The organism is Streptomyces sp. NPDC088197 (genome assembly GCF_044741185.1).
In the GTDB taxonomy this organism is placed as follows: Bacteria; Actinomycetota; Actinomycetes; order Streptomycetales; family Streptomycetaceae; genus Actinacidiphila.
Genome location: NZ_JBIUSD010000004.1, coordinates 467,987 through 486,513, shown reverse-complemented (window position 1 = coordinate 486,513; position 18,527 = coordinate 467,987). Strand labels below are relative to the sequence as shown.

14 protein-coding genes are annotated in these 18,527 nt (G+C 71.1%); 8 read left to right on the top strand and 6 right to left on the bottom strand.

Annotation, left to right across the window (positions count from 1 at the left end):
- Positions 1-20 precede the first annotated feature (20 nt).
- Together ACIOC1_RS14210 and ACIOC1_RS14205 are read left to right on the top strand one after the other, a co-directional pair.
- Entirely contained in the window at positions 21-2,087 is a 2,067-nt protein-coding gene (locus ACIOC1_RS14210; protein ID WP_401854218.1) for a TIM-barrel domain-containing protein, read from the top strand.
- Positions 2,084-3,886: a beta-xylosidase gene (locus ACIOC1_RS14205; protein WP_401854216.1), complete on the top strand. Its 1,803-nt coding sequence runs from the start codon at positions 2,084-2,086 to the stop codon at positions 3,884-3,886. The genes ACIOC1_RS14210 and ACIOC1_RS14205 overlap by 4 nt, the downstream gene beginning before the upstream one ends.
- Before the next feature lie 79 nt (positions 3,887-3,965).
- Here ACIOC1_RS14205 and ACIOC1_RS14200 read toward each other — a convergent pair whose 3' ends face one another.
- From ACIOC1_RS14200 to ACIOC1_RS14190, 3 genes are all read right to left on the bottom strand, one after another.
- On the bottom strand, positions 3,966-4,247 hold the full coding sequence (locus ACIOC1_RS14200; protein ID WP_355345883.1) for a hypothetical protein: 282 nt from the start codon (positions 4,245-4,247) through the stop codon (positions 3,966-3,968).
- 209 nt (positions 4,248-4,456) lie between these two features.
- A complete protein-coding gene (locus ACIOC1_RS14195; protein ID WP_391052386.1) occupies positions 4,457-5,359 on the bottom strand; it encodes a SigB/SigF/SigG family RNA polymerase sigma factor in 903 nt (300 codons plus the stop codon).
- Between the two features lie 184 nt (positions 5,360-5,543).
- Positions 5,544-6,122, bottom strand: coding sequence for a helix-turn-helix domain-containing protein (locus ACIOC1_RS14190; protein ID WP_355345886.1), 579 nt, complete (start codon positions 6,120-6,122; stop codon positions 5,544-5,546).
- Positions 6,123-6,284: 162 nt separating this feature from the next.
- Between ACIOC1_RS14190 and ACIOC1_RS14185 the strand changes: the two genes are divergently transcribed.
- The gene (locus ACIOC1_RS14185) at positions 6,285-7,232 is read left to right on the top strand and encodes an SDR family NAD(P)-dependent oxidoreductase (RefSeq protein ID WP_401854212.1); all 948 of its coding nucleotides are present in this window, start codon (positions 6,285-6,287) and stop codon (positions 7,230-7,232) included.
- A gap of 237 nt (positions 7,233-7,469) precedes the next feature.
- On the opposite strand, the gene ACIOC1_RS14180 is transcribed toward ACIOC1_RS14185, so the two are convergent.
- Positions 7,470-8,042 (bottom strand): GNAT family N-acetyltransferase, encoded by a 573-nt coding sequence (locus ACIOC1_RS14180; protein ID WP_391052393.1) that lies wholly within the window; start codon positions 8,040-8,042, stop codon positions 7,470-7,472.
- Between the two features lie 465 nt (positions 8,043-8,507).
- On the opposite strand from ACIOC1_RS14180, the gene ACIOC1_RS14175 reads away from it, so the two are divergent.
- From ACIOC1_RS14175 to glgC, 3 genes are all read left to right on the top strand, one after another.
- Positions 8,508-8,921 (top strand): nitroreductase family deazaflavin-dependent oxidoreductase, encoded by a 414-nt coding sequence (locus ACIOC1_RS14175; RefSeq protein ID WP_355345895.1) that lies wholly within the window; start codon positions 8,508-8,510, stop codon positions 8,919-8,921.
- Positions 8,922-9,054: 133 nt separating this feature from the next.
- A complete protein-coding gene (gene glgA, locus ACIOC1_RS14170; protein WP_391045618.1) occupies positions 9,055-10,230 on the top strand; it encodes a glycogen synthase in 1,176 nt (391 codons plus the stop codon).
- Positions 10,231-10,331: 101 nt separating this feature from the next.
- A complete protein-coding gene (glgC, locus tag ACIOC1_RS14165; RefSeq protein ID WP_355345901.1) occupies positions 10,332-11,549 on the top strand; it encodes a glucose-1-phosphate adenylyltransferase in 1,218 nt (405 codons plus the stop codon).
- Positions 11,550-11,632: 83 nt separating this feature from the next.
- Here the strand turns inward: glgC and ACIOC1_RS14160 are convergent, their stop codons facing one another.
- Positions 11,633-14,779, bottom strand: coding sequence for a GH92 family glycosyl hydrolase (locus ACIOC1_RS14160; protein WP_401854209.1), 3,147 nt, complete (start codon positions 14,777-14,779; stop codon positions 11,633-11,635).
- Between the two features lie 376 nt (positions 14,780-15,155).
- On the opposite strand from ACIOC1_RS14160, the gene ACIOC1_RS14155 reads away from it, so the two are divergent.
- Together ACIOC1_RS14155 and ACIOC1_RS14150 are read left to right on the top strand one after the other, a co-directional pair.
- Positions 15,156-16,187, top strand: coding sequence for a LacI family DNA-binding transcriptional regulator (locus tag ACIOC1_RS14155; protein ID WP_401854206.1), 1,032 nt, complete (start codon positions 15,156-15,158; stop codon positions 16,185-16,187).
- A gap of 158 nt (positions 16,188-16,345) precedes the next feature.
- Entirely contained in the window at positions 16,346-17,545 is a 1,200-nt protein-coding gene (locus ACIOC1_RS14150; RefSeq protein ID WP_391162165.1) for a beta-1,3-glucanase family protein, read from the top strand.
- A gap of 6 nt (positions 17,546-17,551) precedes the next feature.
- Here the strand turns inward: ACIOC1_RS14150 and ACIOC1_RS14145 are convergent, their stop codons facing one another.
- Positions 17,552-18,451, bottom strand: a complete 900-nt coding sequence (locus ACIOC1_RS14145) for a DUF4389 domain-containing protein (protein WP_401854204.1) — start codon at positions 18,449-18,451, stop codon at positions 17,552-17,554.
- Positions 18,452-18,527 lie beyond the last annotated feature (76 nt).

Below are 18,527 nucleotides of genomic sequence, written 5' to 3'. Positions count from 1 at the left end.
CCGACCACCGAGGAGAGACCTTGCCGTCCGCGTTCACCCGCTCCCCGAACCGCCTGCGGTGGCGTCACGGCCACCACGTGCTGGAGATCCAGCCGTGGGGACCCGACAGCGTCCGCGTGCGGGCCGGTGTCCACCGCGTCACCGACGGCCTGCCCGGCGCGCTGGAGACCGCGCCCGCACCCTCCGCGTGCGAGATCGACGTCCACGACACGCACGCCACCTTGACCAACGGCCTGCTGCGGATCACCGTCGCCGCCTCCGACGGACTGCTCACGGCCGTACGCGCCGACACCGGCGCGGAGTTGCTGCGCGAGGAGCCGCCGCACTTCTGGTGGCCGGGAGCACGGCACTTCGAGTCGGCGGGCGGCGGCAAGTACCGGATCGAGCAGCGCTTCGCCGCGTACGACGACGAACGGATCCACGGCCTCGGCCAGCACGGCCACGGCCGCTTCGACCAGAAGGGCACGGTCCTCGAACTCCAGCAGCGCAACGGCGAGGTGACCGTCCCCTTCGCCGTGTCCAGCCGAGGCTACGGCTTCCTGTGGAACAGCCCGGCGGTCGGCCGGGTGGAATTCGCCGCCAACGGCACCCGCTGGGTCGCCGACCGCGCCCAGCAGCTCGACTACTGGCTCACCGCGGGCCGCACCCCCGCCGACGTCCTCGGCCACTACGCCGCCGCCACCGGACACGCCCCCGCCTTCCCGCGCTGGGCCTCCGGACTGTGGCAGAGCAAGCTCCGCTACCGCGACCAGGACGAACTCCTCGCCGTCGCCCGCGAATACGCCCGCCGCGGCCTGCCCCTGTCGGTGATCGTCGTCGACTACCTGCACTGGCGCAATCTCGGCGACTGGGACTTCGACCGCCGCGACTGGCCGGACCCGCGCGCCATGGTCGAGGAACTGCGCGCGCTCGGCGTCGAATTGGCCGTCTCCGTCTGGCCGTCGGTCAGCCCGCTGTCCACCGGCTACGCGGCGCTGCGGGACGCGGGCCAGCTCGTCGCCACGTACAACGGCGTGACCTCGCACGGCGACTGGCCGGACACCGAGGACGCGGCCGAGGGCATCGGCGTCGCCTTCTACGACGCCACCGACCCCGCCGCCCGCGCCGCCCTGTGGGACCGGCTCCAGGAGCACTACTACAAGCTCGGCGTCCGCGCCTTCTGGCTGGACGCCTGCGAACCGGAGATGCGCCCCGGACACCCGCACAATCTCAGCTACGCGGCGGGCCCCGGCAGCGAGGTCGCCAACCTCTACCCGCGCGAACACGCCCGCGGTGTGTACGAACACCTCGCCGAGCAGGGCGAGACGGAGATCCTGTCGCTGGTCAGATCCGCGTGGGCGGGCTCGCAGCGGTACGGCGTCGCGCTCTGGTCCGGCGACATCCCCGCGACCTTCGACGCGCTCGCCGACTCCATCAGGGCCGGGCTCAACGTCGCCATGAGCGGCATCCCGTGGTGGACCACCGACATCGGCGGCTTCCACGGCGGCGACCCGGACGACGAGGACTACCGCGAGCTGATGGTCCGCTGGTTCCAATTCGCCGTGTTCTGCCCGCTGCTGCGGCTGCACGGCCACCGCGAGCCGCGCGTCTTCCACGGCCCGATCGGCACCGGCGGCGGGCCCAACGAGATCTGGTCCTACGGCGCGGTCGCCGAGCGCGCGATGACCGGCGCGCTGGCCCTGCGCGAGCGGCTGCGCCCCTACCTGCACGCCCAGTTGGACGCGGGCCGCGAGGACGGGCTGCCGCTGCTCCGCCCGCTGCTGCTCGCATTCCCCGACGACGCCACCGCCTGGTCGGTGGACGACCAATTCCTGTGCGGACACGACCTGTTGGTGGCTCCGGTCACACGCCCCGGCGCCCGTGAGCGCCGCGTCTACCTCCCCGCGGGCGCCGACTGGACGCACCTCGAAGGCGCCGGGACCCCGGACCACCCCATGACGCCGACACCGACGCGGTACGCGGGCGGCCGGTGGGTCACCGTCCCCGCCCCGCTCGACGCCGTACCGCTGTTCGTGCGCGACCGCGCCGAACCGCTCGGCCCACCTGCTGACGTACCCCCCACCCCACCTGTCAAGGAGGACAGATGAACCCGTCCACGGCACGACCCCGGTGGCGCGCCACCGCACTGGCGGCGGCGGCGCTGGGCGCCGCCGTCCTGGCCTGCGCCACCCTCGGCCCGTCCCCGGCCGCCGCGGCCGACACCACCGTCTCCGTCGACCTCGGCAACCAGGGCGCGGTGCCCAACCAGGCCGGCTCCGGCTTCCTCTACGGCCTCAGCCAGGACGGCTCGGGGCCCGCCGACAGCCTGCTCCAACCCCTCAAGCCCACCCTCTTCCGCGGCGGCGGCGCCCGGATCGCGGGCGGCGGCTGGCTGGGCGACGGCTACACCGCGGGCTCCGGCTACCGGATACGCGTCGACTCCGCGCTGTCCCAGGCCCGCCGCGTCACCGCCGCGCCCTACCGCGCCACCTACCACCTGCTGGTCTCCGACGTCTGGGGCGCCGACACCACCCAGCCGTCGAACACCGTCTACCCCTGCGACAACGGCGACTGCTCCAACTGGGCGGCCTTCATCGACCGGCTCGTCGCCGACGTCCAGGCGTCCGGGGTGCCCGTCAGCTACGACATCTGGAACGAGCCGGACGGCACCGGCTTCTGGCAGCGCGGTGTCAACAGCGCGCAGTACTACCAGATGTGGGACACGGCGGTGCGCGAGATCCGCCGCCTGGCGCCCTCCGCGCAGATCGTCGGCCCCTCCTACAGCGGCTACAACCACGGCTGGCTCGACGACTTCCTCGGCCGTACCAAGGCCGACAACACCCTGCCGACCGTCGTCAACTGGCATTTCGGCAACGACCCCGCGGCCGACGCCGCCGACGCCCGCGCCCTGCTGTCCGCGCACGGCATCGCCCCGCTCCCGCTGACCATCAACGAGTACCTGTTCTCGCAGCAGCAGAACGCCGCCTACACCGCCTGGTTCCTCGACCGGCTCTCCGCCTCGGGCGTCGCGTCCGCCGCGCACGCGATCTGGACCGACTGCTGCGGGGCCGGGACGCTCGACTCCCTGCTCGTCGGCGGCCAGCCGACCGGCCAGTGGTGGGTCTACCAGGCGTACGCGCGGATCGGCGGCCACCTGCTGGGCACCACGGGCAGCGGCGGTATCGCCGTCGCCGCGGGCGCGGACACCACCGCCCACCAGGTCCTCGCGCTGATCGGCAACAACTCGGGCCAGGGCGGCACCACCACGGTCACCTTCCAGAATCTGTCCGCCGCCTCCTGGCTGCGCGGCGGCAACGGCAAGGTGCACGCCAAGATCCAACGCATCCCCGACCAGTCCCCGCTCGGCGCGCCCGCCACCGTCCTGGACTCCGACCTCACCCCAGACGGCAACACCCTGCGCGTCCCCGTCACCCTCACCAGCGGCACCGACGCCTACACGGTCACCCTGACCGCGGGCAACGGCTCCACCGGACCCGTCGACCCGGTGACGACCGTCGTGGACGGCACCGCCACCAACTCCGGCGACGCCAACTACTTCCAGTACGGCGCCAACTGGGGCGTCGCCAACGGCATCACCGACATGTACCAGCAGACCGCCAACTGGACGTTCACCGCGGGCGCCTCGGCGACCTTCCACTTCCACGGGAGCACCGTCGCCCTGCACGCCGTCCGCGACACCGACCAGGGCATCATGTCGCTCTCGGTCGACGGCGGTTCACCCGTCAGCGTCGACAACTACGCGGCCGCCCGCAACGCCTCGGGCACCGTGTGGACCAGCCCCGCGCTCCCGTCCGGGAGCCACACCCTGACCATCACCAACACCGGCGCGCGCAACGCGCACAGCACCGGGAACAACATCGCCGTCGACCGCGCGGACGTCTCGTAGTCCCGGACGCCCCCGCGGCGCACACCGGCCCGTCCGCGACCCCCGGCCTTCCGGCCACGGGGCCGCGGACGGGCACCGGTCACACGGCCTCGCCGCCCACCGGCTGCCGAAGGACCAGTCGCAACGCGTAAGCGGGCTCCGTCTCCTGGCGCGCCCAGCCGACCGAGGCGACCGTGTAGGAGGGCCCCTCGCGCAGCCAGTCCGTGGCGGCCTGGAAGAGCTCCGCGGCGTCGCCACCGGCGAGGATCAGCACCCCGTCGTCCTCCACCGTCACCCACATGTCGACATGGCTGTTCACGAACGCGCCCGCCCGGTCGCGCAGTTCGTCCGACACCGACTGGCTGTCACTGGCAATGGTCATGGACCGCACCCCTTCGTCATCCGTCATCCGGATCCCTCATCCCGCAATCGTCAACTACCCCTCGCATTCCCCGTTCACTGTCCGTCACACACTTCACGTGTCGCGCAATCGACGGGGGAGCGGTACGGGCGGGCGTGAACGGCTGAGGGGCCTCCCGGTCCGGGAGGCCCCTCAGCCGTTCGTCGTGCTCGCTGCCTGCTTCCGGCTGCCTACTTCTGCGTCATCAGGCCCGCGCGCAGGCCGGCGATGGTGCGGCTCAGCAGCCGCGACACGTGCATTTGCGAGTAGCCCAGCTCCTCGCCGATCTGCGCCTGCGTCATCTCCTCGCCGAAGCGCATCTGGAGGATCTGCCGGTCGCGCTCGGGGAGCTTGGCGATCAGCGGGGCCAGGCTCTGGAAGTTCTCGATGAGGTCCATCGCGTAGTCGCACTCGCCGAAGGTGTCGGCCAGCGTGCGGCCCTCGCCGTCACCGCCGCTCTCACCGTCGTTGTACGGCGTGTCCAGCGAGCCCGCGGTGTAGCCGTTGGCGGCGACCAGGCCCTCGATGACCTCTTCCTCGGTCAGGTCGAGGTGCGCGGCCAGCTCGGCCACCGTCGGGTCGCGGTCCAGCACCAGCGCGAGCGCTTCCTTGGCCTTGCTCAGTTCGACGCGCAGTTCCTGGAGGCGGCGCGGCACGTGCACGGCCCAGGAGGTGTCGCGGAAGAACCGCTTCATCTCGCCGACGATGTACGGGATGGCGAAGGTGGTGAACTCGTTCTCCCGCGACAGGTCGAACCGGTCGATGGCCTTGATCAGGCCGATCGTGCCGACCTGGACGATCTCCTCCATGTCGGTGGCCGGCCGGTTGCGGTAGCGCCCGGCGGCGAAGTGCACCAACGAGAGGTTCATCTCGATCAGCGTGTTGCGGGCGTACTGGTATTCACGGGTGCCCTCCTCGACGGCCTGGAGCCGGTCGAAGAAGAGCTTCGACAGCGCCCGCGCGTCCTTGGGGGCCACCGCCGTGGCGTCGTCGATCCGCGGAAGTTCACCAATCAAGCCGCCCTCGGATCGCGGTGATGCCTCAAGCGTCGCCGTTTCGTACGCGCTGTCCGACTGCTGAACCTGTGTGGTCACGTCATCGCCTCGCCTCGGTAAGACTGTCCACAAGCCGCTTGCCCGCTGTCGAACGTCCTATGCCAACTTTTTTTCGAGCAATTTTTCCGGACCCCGAACGGGTCCGAGCGGCGGCCTGTTTCGCGTCCTCGTCCGTGTTCTGCCGGGTCCCGTCGCGCGTCCCGTCTCCGGCCGCGCGCCGCGACTACTGCCCCGCACGGTAGCGCAATCCGTCCATGAGCAGGTCCAGCAGACGTCCCGCCTGCGCCCTGCGCTCCGGACCGGCCGCCGACAGCGCCACCCCGCCGAGCCCGACGAGCACGTCTTCGGGGTCGGCGTCCGCCCGCAGCGTCCCGGCCTCCGCGCCCGCCCGCAGCAGGGTGCCGACCGCGCCGAGCAGCGCCTCACGGCTGTGCGCGAAGGGGTCGCCGCCGGACGCGATCACGGCGCGCAGCGCGTCGGCCATGCCGCGCTTGGTCGTCATGTAGTCGATGAAGTGGTCCATCCAGGCGCGCGCCGCCACGTCGGGGGGAGCGGCGGTGAGCAGCCGGGGCGCGGCGTCGCACAGCCGGGTCAGCTCGTTGCGGTACGCGGCCTCGACCAGCGCCTCGCGGGTCGGGAAGTTCCGGTAGAGCGTGCCGATGCCGACCCCCGCGTCCTTGGCGATGGCCTCGAGCGTCACCTCGGGCCCGTCGTGGGCGAACGCGCGCACGGCGGCGGCCAGCAGCCGGTCGCGATTGCGCTGCGCGTCGGCGCGCAGGGGGCGGGGTGAGGTGCCCGGCACGGTGTCTCTCCTCGGTGGGACGCGGATCGTCGGGGCACGGGGGCCCGGCGAATTTGCAAGCGGAGGTTCCTCCGCTTACGGTGGATCTGAGCGGAGGATCCTCCGGTTTTTATCGTACCGGCAGTGCCATGCCCTCCGCGCTACCGAGGAGACGCACGGATCATGACGTCAAACCCCCTCATCACCACCCCCTTCACCAGGGAGTCCACCGCCGCCGACGTGCTGGCGGCCATCGATCTGACCGGCCGCCGCGCCGTCGTGACCGGTGGCGCGTCCGGCATCGGTGTCGAGACCGCCCGCGCCCTGGCCGCCGCCGGGGCCGAGGTGACGCTGGCCGTACGGGACGCGGAGGCAGGCCGGCGGACCGCCGAGGACATCACGAGGACCACGGGGAACGAGCAGGTGCGGGTCGCTCCGCTCGACCTGGCCGACCAGGCGTCCGTCGCCGCCTTCGTCGCGGACTGGCAGGGCCCGCTGCACATGCTGGTCAACAACGCCGGAATCATGGCCTCGCCCGAGATGCGCACCCCGCAGGGCTGGGAGATGCAGTTCGCCACCAACCACCTGGGCCACTTCGCCCTGGCCGCCGGCCTGCGCCCGGCGCTCGCCGCGGCGGGCGGCGCCCGCGTGGCCGCGGTCAGCTCCAGCGCCCATCTGCGCTCGCCCGTCGTCTTCGACGACATCCACTTCCGCGAGCGGCCGTACGAGCCCTGGTCCGCGTACGGCCAGTCCAAGACCGCCAACGTGCTGTTCGCCGTCGAGGCCACCAAGCGCTGGGCGAGTGACGGCATCACCGTCAACGCGCTGATGCCGGGCGGGATCAGGACCAAGCTCCAGCGCTACGTGTCCGACGAGGAGCTGAACCGGCTGCGCGCCGAGCGGGGCCCCGACCTCCCCCGGTGGAAGACCCCGGAGCAGGGCGCGGCGACCTCGGTGCTGGTCGCGGCCTCTCCGCTGCTCGACGGCGTCGGCGGCCGGTACTTCGAGGACTGCGACGAGGCGGCGGAGAACCGGCCCGGCGCCCCCGACGGCGTCGCGGCCTACGCCCTCGACCCGGAGGCGGCGCGGCGGCTGTGGGAGGTGTCCGTGGCGACCCTGGCCGCCGGATAGCGCGGCGGGGGCATCTCCGGGGACAACGGTGGGGACATCTCCGGTGGCATCGGCGGGACATCTCCGGGAACGCACGGAGACTTCCGTATATACGGTGGCGCCGCGGTACGTCACGCACCGCGGCGCCCGGCCGATGGCCGCTCACCCGCGCTTCTGACCGCCTTCGCGCCCGGTGCGGTCGGGGTCGGTGGTGCACCCGCCTTTACGGCAGTTCACGTCGGAGCATGACATCGTGGATCACCTCCTCTCGTCCGGCTCGGTCCCCGGCAGGTCGCCGGGGACGCAGTCCAGCAGGAGTTTGTCGACGCGCCTGCCCTGCCACAGCGCGGCGCTGCGCAGCCGCCCGGCGTCACGGAAACCGGCCTTGAGGTAGGCGTGCACCGCGGCGGTGTGCGGAGCGAGTACCTCCAGCCACACCGCGCTCAGCGACGCGATGGTGAAAGCCCAGTCGAGGGTGAGTGCGGTGGCCTCGGCGGCGTAGCCCAGGCCGCGGTGCTCCGGGGCGATGACAAGGGTGTACTCGGCGCTGTTGGCCGACTGGTCGACGCTCAGCGCGGTGGTCCCGACCGGAATGCCACTGTCCGTGGTGATCACTTCGAAGAGTTGGTAGTGGGTGGAGGTATGGCCACTGTGGAAACGAGCCTGGAAGACTTCCCAGGACACCGGCCAGCGGGCCCCGAATCCGACGACGGTCGCCGGATCGGTCTCCCACCGGTGGTAGTCCTGCATCATCTCTTCCCTCGCCAGTGCCAGCGCCAACCGTGCCCCGCTGCGCAGCGGAACGGGTGCGGCGGAGCGGCTGTTGGTCATCACGCGCGGTCTCTCCTCCGTGTGCCCTGTCCGGCTCCGGACAGCCGTCCGTAAAGCGTCATTCCACTTTCCGCGTCACCTGGGCAGATCCGCTGTATTGGCCATCGCCCGGTGGGCCGTGTGCTTGCGCCCCCGGCACGCGGGCGGCCCGGCCGGCCCCGGCGCACGTCGGCCGGGCGGCTCGCCGGATCTGGCGGGAAAACGATGCACCTGTTCCGCGCACGCCCGCCTGCGCGTGCCCCTGCGTCGTACGCGGTGCGGGTGACCGGTGTGACGCGTGGTCCAGTGCGATCCGGACGATTTCCCGCAGAACGGCCGCACCGCCGTCCGAGGCCCGCGCGGCGCACGCCCGTTCGGGGGAATGCCGGGCCAGGGGCTCGCGTTCGCGGATACGGAGAACGGGCCGGCCGCTTGGCTAAGGTGACCGGTGGGACCCGTATTGACCACATCTGTCAGGAGCGGTGAATGAGCGACGGCGACGACTTCAATGCCCGGATCACGGCCGAGTTCCGGGCCAACCACGGGAAGGTCGGCGGCCCCTTCGAGGGCGCGCCGATGGTGCTGCTGCACACCCGCGGCGCCCGTACCGGCATCGAGCGCGTCAACCCGCTGATGTACATGGCCGACGGGGACCGCTATCTGGTGTTCGCCTCGAAGGGCGGCGCCGACACCCACCCCGCCTGGTACCTCAACCTCCTCGCGCACCCCGACATCGACATCGAGATCGGCGACGAGACCATCCCCGTGCACGCCGAGGAGCTCAAGGGCGCCGAGCGCGACGAGAAGTACGCCGAGCAGGCGTCCCGTTTCCCCGGCTTCGCCGACTACCAGAAGAAGACCAGCCGGGTCATCCCGGTGATCGCGCTCAGCCGCCGCTAGGACCGCGCGCGGCGGGTGCGACCTGCCGTCGGACCGCGCGGGCGGCGGAATTACGTCACGCTCCCGCGCGGTAGGCCGCGTCCAACCGGGGAAGGCAACAGGGGCACACGGTTGTCGACGGCAGGAGGTCTCGGTGAAGGTGGGTCTGTTGACCCGGGAATATCCGCCGGATGTATACGGCGGAGCCGGGGTCCACGTGGAGTTCCTGGCCCGTGAACTGCGCTCATTGGTGGATGTCGCCGTGCACTGCTGGGGCGACGGGGCGGACAGCCCCGACACCGGGGTGACCCGGCACCACGCCCCGTCCACGCTCGACGGCGCCAACGACGCGCTGCGCACCTTCTCCGTCGACCTGGCCATGGCCGCCGGTCTTCAGGGCCGCGACCTCGTCCACTCGCACACCTGGTACGCCAACCTCGCGGGCCACCTGAGCAAGCTGCTCTACGGCATACCGCACGTGCTCACCGCCCACTCGCTGGAGCCGCTGCGGCCCTGGAAGGCGGAGCAGCTCGGCGGCGGCTACGCCCTGTCGAGCTGGGCCGAGCGCACGGCGATGGAGTCGGCCGACGCGGTGGTCGCGGTCTCCGACGGCATGCGCGGCGACATCCTGGGCTGCTATCCGGCGCTCGACCCCGACCGGGTGCACGTCATCCGCAACGGGATCGACACCGCCACCTACCGGCCCGACCCGCGCACCGACGTGCTCAGCCGGATCGGCATCGATCCGCAGCGCCCCTACGTGCTCTTCGTCGGCCGGATCACCCGGCAGAAGGGCGTGCCCCATCTTCTGCGGGCCGCCCGCGAACTCGACCCGTCCGCGCAGCTCGTGCTGTGCGCGGGAGCGCCGGACACCCCCGCGCTCGACCGCGAATTCCGCGCGCTCTTCGACGAGCTGAACGCGGTACGCGACGGCGTGCACTGGATCCCGGCGATGCTGCCACGCCCCGCCGTGGTCCAACTCCTCACCCACGCGGCGGTGTTCGCGTGCCCTTCGGTGTACGAGCCGCTGGGCATCGTGAATCTGGAGGCGATGGGCTGCGGCACACCCGTGGTCGCCTCCGCGGTCGGCGGCATCCCCGAGGTCGTCGAGGACGGCGTCACCGGGCTGCTCGTGCCCTACCGCGAGGAGGACCCCGCCGCGTTCGAGGCGGGACTCGCGCGGGCGCTCAACCGGGTGATCGGCGACCGCGCCGAGGCGGAGCGGATGGGGGCGGCGGGCCGGGACCGCGCGGTGCGCGAATTCGGCTGGGACACCGTGGCACGGCGTACGGCGGAGCTGTACGCGTCGGTGCTGGCGCAGGGCCGGTAGGCGGAGTGAGCCGGTGAACGCCGGAACACGGGACCGGGATCAGGCACGAGAACGGCACGAGGAGCAGATATGAGCGGCAGAGACGACAAGGGGGGGTCTCGATGCGTGGAGGACCTTCGGTACTGGGCATAGTGCTGGCCGGTGGCGCGGGAAAGCGGCTGATGCCGCTGACCGCCGACCGGGCCAAACCAGCGGTGACCTTCGGCGGCACGTACCGCCTGGTCGATTTCGTCCTGTCGAACCTGGTGAACGCGGACATCCTGCGGATCTGCGTGCTGACGCAGTACAAGTCCCACTCGCTCGACCGCCATGTGACCACCACCTGGCGGATGTCCAGCCTGCTGGGCAACTACGTGACGCCGGTACCGGCACAGCAGCGGCTCGGCCCGCGCTGGTATCTCGGCAGCGCGGACGCGATCCTTCAGTCCCTCAATCTCGTGCACGACGAACAGCCGGACTACATCGCGGTGTTCGGCGCCGACCATGTGTACCGGATGGACCCCCGGCAGATGCTGGCGCAGCACATCGAGCACGGCGCGGGCGTCACCGTCGCGGGAATCAAGGTGCCCAGAGCCGACGCGGCGGGCTTCGGCGTGATCTCGCCCGCCGCCGACGGCATACAAGTGGAACGCTTCCTGGAGAAACCTCTCGACCCGCCGGGGCTGCCCGGCGACCCCCAGCATGTCTTCGCCTCGATGGGCAACTACCTGTTCAGTACGAAGACCCTGATCGACGCCCTGCACGAGGACGCGGAGGACCCGCAGTCCGTCCACGACATGGGCGGCAGCATCCTGCCCCGGCTCACCGACCAGGGCGTCGCCCAGGTCTACGACTTCGACAACAACCACGTGCCGGGCGAGACCGCCCGCGACCACGGCTACTGGCGCGACGTCGGCACGCTGGACGCGTACTACGACGCGCACATGGACCTGATCTCCGACCAGCCCGCCTTCAGCCTGCACAACCGGCGCTGGCCCATCTACACCCACTCCGGGCAGCTCCCGCCCGCCAAGATCGCCGCGGGCGGCATCGTGGGCGAGTCGGTGGTGAGCCCCGGCTGTGAGATCCGCGGGCAGGTCACCCGCTCGGTGCTGTCGCCCGGCGTGGTCGTGGACACCGGCGCCGTCGTCCAGGGCTCGGTACTGCACGACAACGTACGGGTCGGGCGCGGCGCCATCGTCAGGGGCGCGGTGCTCGACAAGAACGTCGACGTGCCGCCGGGCGCCACCATCGGCGTCAACCCGGACCGCGACCGCGAGCTGTACACGGTCTCCGCGGCGGGGGTGATCGCGCTGGGCAAGGCCCAGTTGGTGCTCTGACACGCACCGCCCGTCCGCGGAACGGCGGCCACCCCTCGCACCGAGGGGTGGCCGCCGTTCCCGTGCGGCCGGGGGAGCGCCGCCTAACTGCCGTACACCTCCAACTCGTAGATCCGCGCCGCCGGATCGGTGTTCTGGGACGGCGTGATCACGCTGAGCCGCACATAACGGGCCGTGGCGCTCACCGCGTTGGTCGTGGAGTCAGCGGTGTTGCCGCGGACCTGGGCGACGGTGGTCCAGGTGCTGCCGTCGGCGGAGACGGCGAGGTCGAAGTCCTTGGTGTTCCAGCTCGGGTCCTCACCGCCCGCCCCGGCGTGCCGGACGGTCAGCGAGGACAGCGCGTGCGAGGCGCCGAGGTCGACCTGGAGGGTCTTGGTGCCCGACACCTTCGAGCACCACTTGTCGCTGTTGCCGCCGGTGTAACTGCCGTTGACCGCCTTGTCGGGCGTCTCGGTGGTGCCGCACGCGTCGGAGCCGGTCGCGGTGCGGCCGAGCGCGAGATCGGCCTGGCCGCCGCCGTACACCTCCAGTTCGTAGAGCCTGGCGGCCACGGTCGAGCCGGCCGCGTCGTTGACCGGCGAGGAGATGGCGACCTTCACATAGCGGGCCTGGCGCGCCGAGACCGGGTGGTAGGTACGGCTGGAGCGCGAGCCCGTGACGGTGGCCGCGGTGGTCCAGTTGGCGCCGTCGGTACTGGTCTGGATGGTGAACGCGGCCGTGTTCCAGCCGGTGTTCTCCCCGCCGAGCCCGGCGTGCTTGAGCACGAACGACGACACGGTCTGCACCGAGCCGAGGTCCACCTGGAGGGACGGATTGGCCACCGTGGAGCACCACTTGCTGTTGTCCTTCAGCGTGCCGTCCACGGCCTTGTCGCCGGACTCCGCGGTCGCGCACGGCGCCGAGGCCGTCACCGGCTTGCCCTTGGCCAGGTCCGTGCCCAGTTCGGGCGCGGCCGGCACCGGGGTCGCTCCGTCGGTGAAGGACGGCGGGACGTCGCCCGCGCCCGTTCCCCAACTCGCGCTCGGCGTACCGACCATGGTGAAGTTCAGCGTCCCGCCGCCCGCCACGTCCGGGTAGCGCAGGTAATTGTGGCTGGTGGCCGTCCCGTTGACGCTGACGCCCTGCACATAGCCGCCGCTGCCCGAGGAGTTGATGGTGATGTTGCCGCCAGGCCGCTGGAGCAGCACGGACGGGAACTGCGGGCCGTGGATCGCCAGTGTGTCCGCGCCGGGCGTCGCCGGGTACACCCCGAGCGCGGCCCACACGTACCAGGCCGAGGTCGCGCCCAGGTCGTCGTTGCCCGGCAGGCCGCCGGGACCGGTGGTGTACGACTCGGTCATCACCTTGCGCACCGCGTCCGAGGCGCCCGCGGGGTCACGCGCGTAGTTGTACGCCCACGGCACACCGTGCTCCGGCTCGTTGCCGATGTAGTAGTACGGCAGGCTCTGGCCCGCGTTGACCTGCGTGAAGTGGTGGTCGAGGCGCTGCACCGCGGTCTGCCGGCCGCCCATGTCGTTGATCAGGTCGGAGAAGTCGTACGGCACCATCCAGGTGTACTGCGACGCGTTGCCCTCGGTGAAGTTGTTCTGGCTGGCCGGATTCAGCGGCCACGCCCAGCTCCCGTCGGAGTTGCGCGGCTGCGTGTAGCCGGACTCGGTGCTGTACGTGTTGCGCCACCACTGCGCGCGCGTCATGTGCGTGGAGTAACTGGACGTGTTCCCCAGCGCCTTGGCGAACTGCGCGACCGCGAAGTCCGACGCGGAGTATTCGAGGGAGTCCGAGGGCGCGCCGGGCAGATAGTGCAGGTTGGTGTACGTGCCCTGATTGCCGCGGATCGGCGAGCCCTGCATCGTGCCGCCGTTGGACGCCTTCTCCATCAGCGACAGCGCGCTCGCGGTGTCGAAGTCCCTGGCCCCGAAGGCGTAGAGACTGCTGACGATGATCGGACCCGGATCGCCCGTCATCACGAAGTCCTCGTTGGTCTGCTGCGACCACTTCGGCAGCAGACCGCCCTGCTGCCCGTCCAGGACCATCGACTTGGCGATGTCGCTCGCCTCGGTCGGCGCGATCAGCGCGACCAGCGCCGCCCAGGACCGGTAGATGTCCCAGCCCGAGTAGTTCTGGTAGACCGGCCGGGTCGAATTGTGCACCGCGCCGTCGAAGCCCCGGTAGTCGCCGTTGACGTCACTGGAGACGTTGGGGCTCTGGAAGACGTGGTAGAGCGAGGTGTAGAACTTCTTGAGGTCGGCGGTCGCGCCGCCGGTGACCTGCGCCCGGTTGAGGATCTGGTTCCACGAGGTGTCGGCGGCCGTGCGCACCGCGCCGAAGTCCCAGCCGTTGTTCTCCGCCACCACGTTGGCCTGTGCGTTCGCCACGCTCACGTAGCTCAGCCCGACCTTGAACTGCACGGCCGCGTTGCCGGTCGTGTCGAAGGTGACGTACGCGCCGGTGTTGGTGCCGCTCGCGCTGGATGAACCGTCGGTGACCGTGCCGCCCGACCAGGTGCCGTGCCCGGTCGGGGCGCGGTCGAAGCGGATGTCGAAGTAGATCTGGAAGGTCTTCGTGGAGCCGCAGAAGCCGCCCGCGGTGACGCTGCCGGTCACTTCGGAACCGTTGACGTTCACCGTGCCGTTGCGGTTGCCCGTCGCGCTGTGACTGGTGTTGATCAGCAGCCGGGACGACGTGGACGAGGGGTAGGTCAGCTTCCCCATGCCGGTACGGGTGGTGGCCGTCAGCTCGACATTGGTCGCGTACTTGTCCAGCCGGTTCTTGTAGTAGCCGGGAGCGGCCGACTCGTTCGCCTTGGTGTAACCGGACGCGTAACTGGTCCAGTTGGTGCCCGGTGAGGTGCTGACCGCGCCGGTGACCGGCATCAGCGGCAGGTCCTCGTTGTTCGGGCAGCCCGCGCCGTCGAAGTGCGTGAGGCTGAAGTCCTCGATCGAGGTGTCGGAGTAGCGGTAGCCGGAGGGCGAGGCCGTCGGGGTGTCGGGGCTGAACTGCACACCGCCGAAGGGCACCACCGCACCCGGATACGTACTGCCGCCCGCGCCGCCCGGCACGGGGTTGGGAGCCGAGCTGTCGTCGGTGCCGACGAACGGGTCGGCGTACTGCGTCAGCGGCAGCGTCGCGGCGTGCGCGGGGGCCGCGGCCAGGCCGCCGACGCCGAAGGCGGCCAGTAACAGGGCGCTCGCGGCGCCGACGGTTCTGATGCGGAACGGAGTGGGGGGCACGGAGGAGACCACCTTCTCGCGGAGGCGGCGCGCCGTCGTCCTTGCGGGCCGCCTCGGGGCACGGGGGGCTGCGCGAAGTGCATGTGAACGTTACCAAGCAGAACCGAATTGTTGAGGTGTACCTGACTGGATGTCAAGGGTGCGGACCAGGCCGGGACATCGGGTGTTTCCGGCCGTACGATGCCCGTGCGGAGCCGCCGACGAGGTCCGTGCGAAAGGGGCGTGACGATGCGTCGGGTCGAACGCGCGAGGGCCTGACATTTTGTGAACGTTACCAAGCGCTCCACCACGGACGATGGTTGTCCGCGCCGTGGCCTGACATCATCGACACCAGCCCGTACGGCGGTCGGCCCGAAGCACGCCGAGGAGGAGGCCCGTGAAGCGCCCGACGATGAAGGACGTGGCCCGGACCGCGGGGGTGAGCCCCATGACGGTCTCCCGCGTCGTCTCGGGCGAGCCGGGCGTCTCGCCGGACACCGCCGCCAGGGTCGAGCGGGCGGTCAGGAAGCTCGGTTACCAGCGCAACGACAACGCGCGCAATCTGCGCCAGAAGAACCTCGGCACCTCCACCATCGCGCTCGTCGTCGACGACCTCGCCAACCCCTTCTACGCGCTGATGGCCCGCTCGGTCGAGGACGAGGCGCACCGCCGCGGCTACGTCGTGCTCGTCGGCAGCACCAACGACGAACCGCGGCGCGAACGCGAGGTCATCGCCGCCTTCACCGCCCGTCAGGTGGACGGCCTGATCATCGTGCCGACCAGCGGCGGCCACGGTTTCCTCAAGCAGCCCATGGAGGGCGGCACCCAGGTGGTCTGCGTGGACCGGCCCGCCAAGGGCCTCGCCGTGGACACCGTCACCGTCGACAACCGCGCGGGCGCCGAACGCGCGGTCAGCCACCTGCTCGGCCACGGCCACACCCGTATCGCCTACCTGGGCGACCGCTACGGCATCTGGACCCAGCGGGAGCGCCACCTCGGCTACCTCGACGCGCTGGCCGCGCACGGCATACCCGAGGACCCCGACCTCGTCCGGCACGAACTGCGCTCCCACCGCGAGGCGCGCGGCGCGCTCGCCGGGCTGCGCGCCCTGCCGGACCCGCCGACCGCGCTGTTCGCCAGCAACGACCTGATCACCATGGGCGTGCTCGACGGCCTCGACCACCCGGCCCCGGTGGCGATCGTCGGCTTCGACGACCTGCCGCTCGCCGAACGGCTCAGCCCGCCGCTGACCGTGGTCAGCCAGGACCCGGTGGCCATCGGCGGCACGGCGGCCAGTCTGCTCTTCGCCCGGATCGGCGGCGACCGCTCCGCACCCCGCTCCGTGGTGCTGCTGACCCGTCTCGTGATCCGCGGCTCCGGCGAATTCCGCGGCCTCCGGTCTCCCCAACCCGCCCCGGATCAGCGGTGATTACCGTCAGCAGCGGAAGTCCACTGTCGCGTCATTGACATGCACACCATTCCCCATCAGGGTGAGAGCGCTCTCAGAACCGCTGCGGAGGAACGGATTCCGCGATGTCCGGCGACGTCTGTCCTCCGCGGTGCCCCAACTGATGAGGAGTACAGAGCGTGTACATCACCAAACGGAAGCTGTTCGTACCGCTGGCCGCGGCCACGCTGATCGGCGGCGGACTGACCGCCGCGGGGCTCGCGTCGACCGCCTCGGCCTCGGTGCCGGACACCATTCCGCTCACCTTCACCAACAACTCCGGCCGCGGCGACCAGGTCTACGTCTACGACATCGGCACCAACCTCGCCACCGGAGAACAGGGCTGGGCCGACGCGGACGGCGCCTTCCACGCGTGGCCGGCCGGCGGCAATCCCCCCACCGAGGCGCCCGACGCGTCCATCGCGGGCCCCGCCGACGGCCAGTCGCTCACCCTGAAGCTCCCCAAGTTCTCCGGCCGGGTGTACTTCTCCTACGGCCAGAAGCTGGTCTTCAAGCTGACCACCGGCGGCCTCGTCCAGCCCGCCGTGCAGAATCCGGACGACCCGAACCACGACATCCTGTTCAACTGGACCGAGTACACGCTCAACGACTCGGGCCTGTGGATCAACAGCACGCAGGTCGACATGTTCTCCGCCCCCTACGCGGTCGGCGTGAAGACCGCGGACGGGACGACGAAGACCACGGGACACCTCAAGCCCGGCGGCTACAACGGGTTCTTCGACGGCCTCAAGGCGCGGCCCGGCGGCTGGGCGGGCCTGGTCGAGACCGCGCCCGACGGCAGCGTCCTGCGCGCGCTCGCGCCCGGCCACGGCATCGAGTCCGGTGCGCTGCCCGCCTCGGTGATGGACGACTACATCAACCGGGTCTGGGACAAGTACAGTTCCTCGACCCTGACGGTCACGCCCTTCGGCGACCAGCCGGACACCAAGTACTTCGGCCGGGTCTCCGGTGACGTCATGAACTTCACCGACTCCTCGGGCGCGGTCGTCACCAGCTTCCAGAAGCCGGACTCCGACAGCGTCTTCGGCTGCTACAAGCTGCTGGACGCACCGAACGACCAGGTGCGCGGCCCCATCTCCCGTACGCTGTGCGCCGGTTACAACCGCACGACGCTGCTGACCAACTCCGAGCAGCCCGACGCGGACGCGTCCGGCTTCTACCAGGACGCGGACACCAACCAGTACGCGCGCGAGATCCACGAGCAGATGGCCGACGGGAGCGCGTACGCCTTCGCCTTCGACGACGTCGGCAACCACGAGTCGCTGGTCCACGACGGCGACCCGCAGGAGGCGTCGATCACGCTCGACCCGTTCGACTGAGCCGCGTCAGCGGCCCGTTGGGGTGACGACGACGGCCGCGGCGGCGGGTGCTGTCGCCGCGGCGTTGTCGTCGTTGTTCCCGTTCCAGTCGGTCACGGTGTCGCCGACGATGTGGCCCGCGAGACCGACCGCCAGGAAGACCCCGACGAGGACCTTCGCCGCGGTGCTCATCAGCAGCGGCCGGGTGGCGGAGGCGAGGGCGCCGGGAACGGCTCCGGGCACCGCCCCGTAGGTGTCGCCCGGCACGGCGCCCGGCATGCCCGGCCGCACCGCGCCCGGTACGGCCCCAGGCGCGTCGCCGTCGCCGAAGAGCCGCTTGGGGTAGGCGGAGGTCAGCAGGAGCACGTAGGCGCTGAACCGCATGCTGTAGCGCAGCGTCGCGGCGCTCGCCTCGAACAGCGGCCGGGGCATGCGGCCGAGCACGAGCGTGATCAGCCAGATGATGAAGGCGAGCGCGTACCAGCCGGAGGTCACCAGGCCCTGCACGATGCCGGCCGGGATCATCAAGATGATGCGGAAGAACACCGCGAGCCGGTTCAGCGGCCCCGGCCGCAGCTCGATCCGCACCGGATAGTGCTCGGCGGGCCGCAGCGCGAACGGCGGATACCGGTCGACCAGCAGCATCGCGCTGGCGTGCACACGCGTCTCGTACGCCAGGAACGCGCCGAGGTAGCGGGCCACGCCCTCGGGCAGGTGCCCGGTGAACAGCGCGGCGAACCAGCCGACGATGACGGTGAAGAACGCGCCGACGCCGAGCACGAACACGACGATGAACTGCGGGATCAGCAGCAGCCAGCGCAGCAGCACCGTCAGCCGCCGCTGGCGGCCCGGGTCCGGCATGTCCAGTTCCGGCAGCCACTCCACCGGCTCGGCCCCCTCGGGCCTCGCCCACATCGGTTGCGTCATGCCCGGCGCTCCGTCCCGGGGCGTCCACGAAGACGCCCTCGTGGACGAACCTCGCAGTACGGAGCACCCCTCGCAT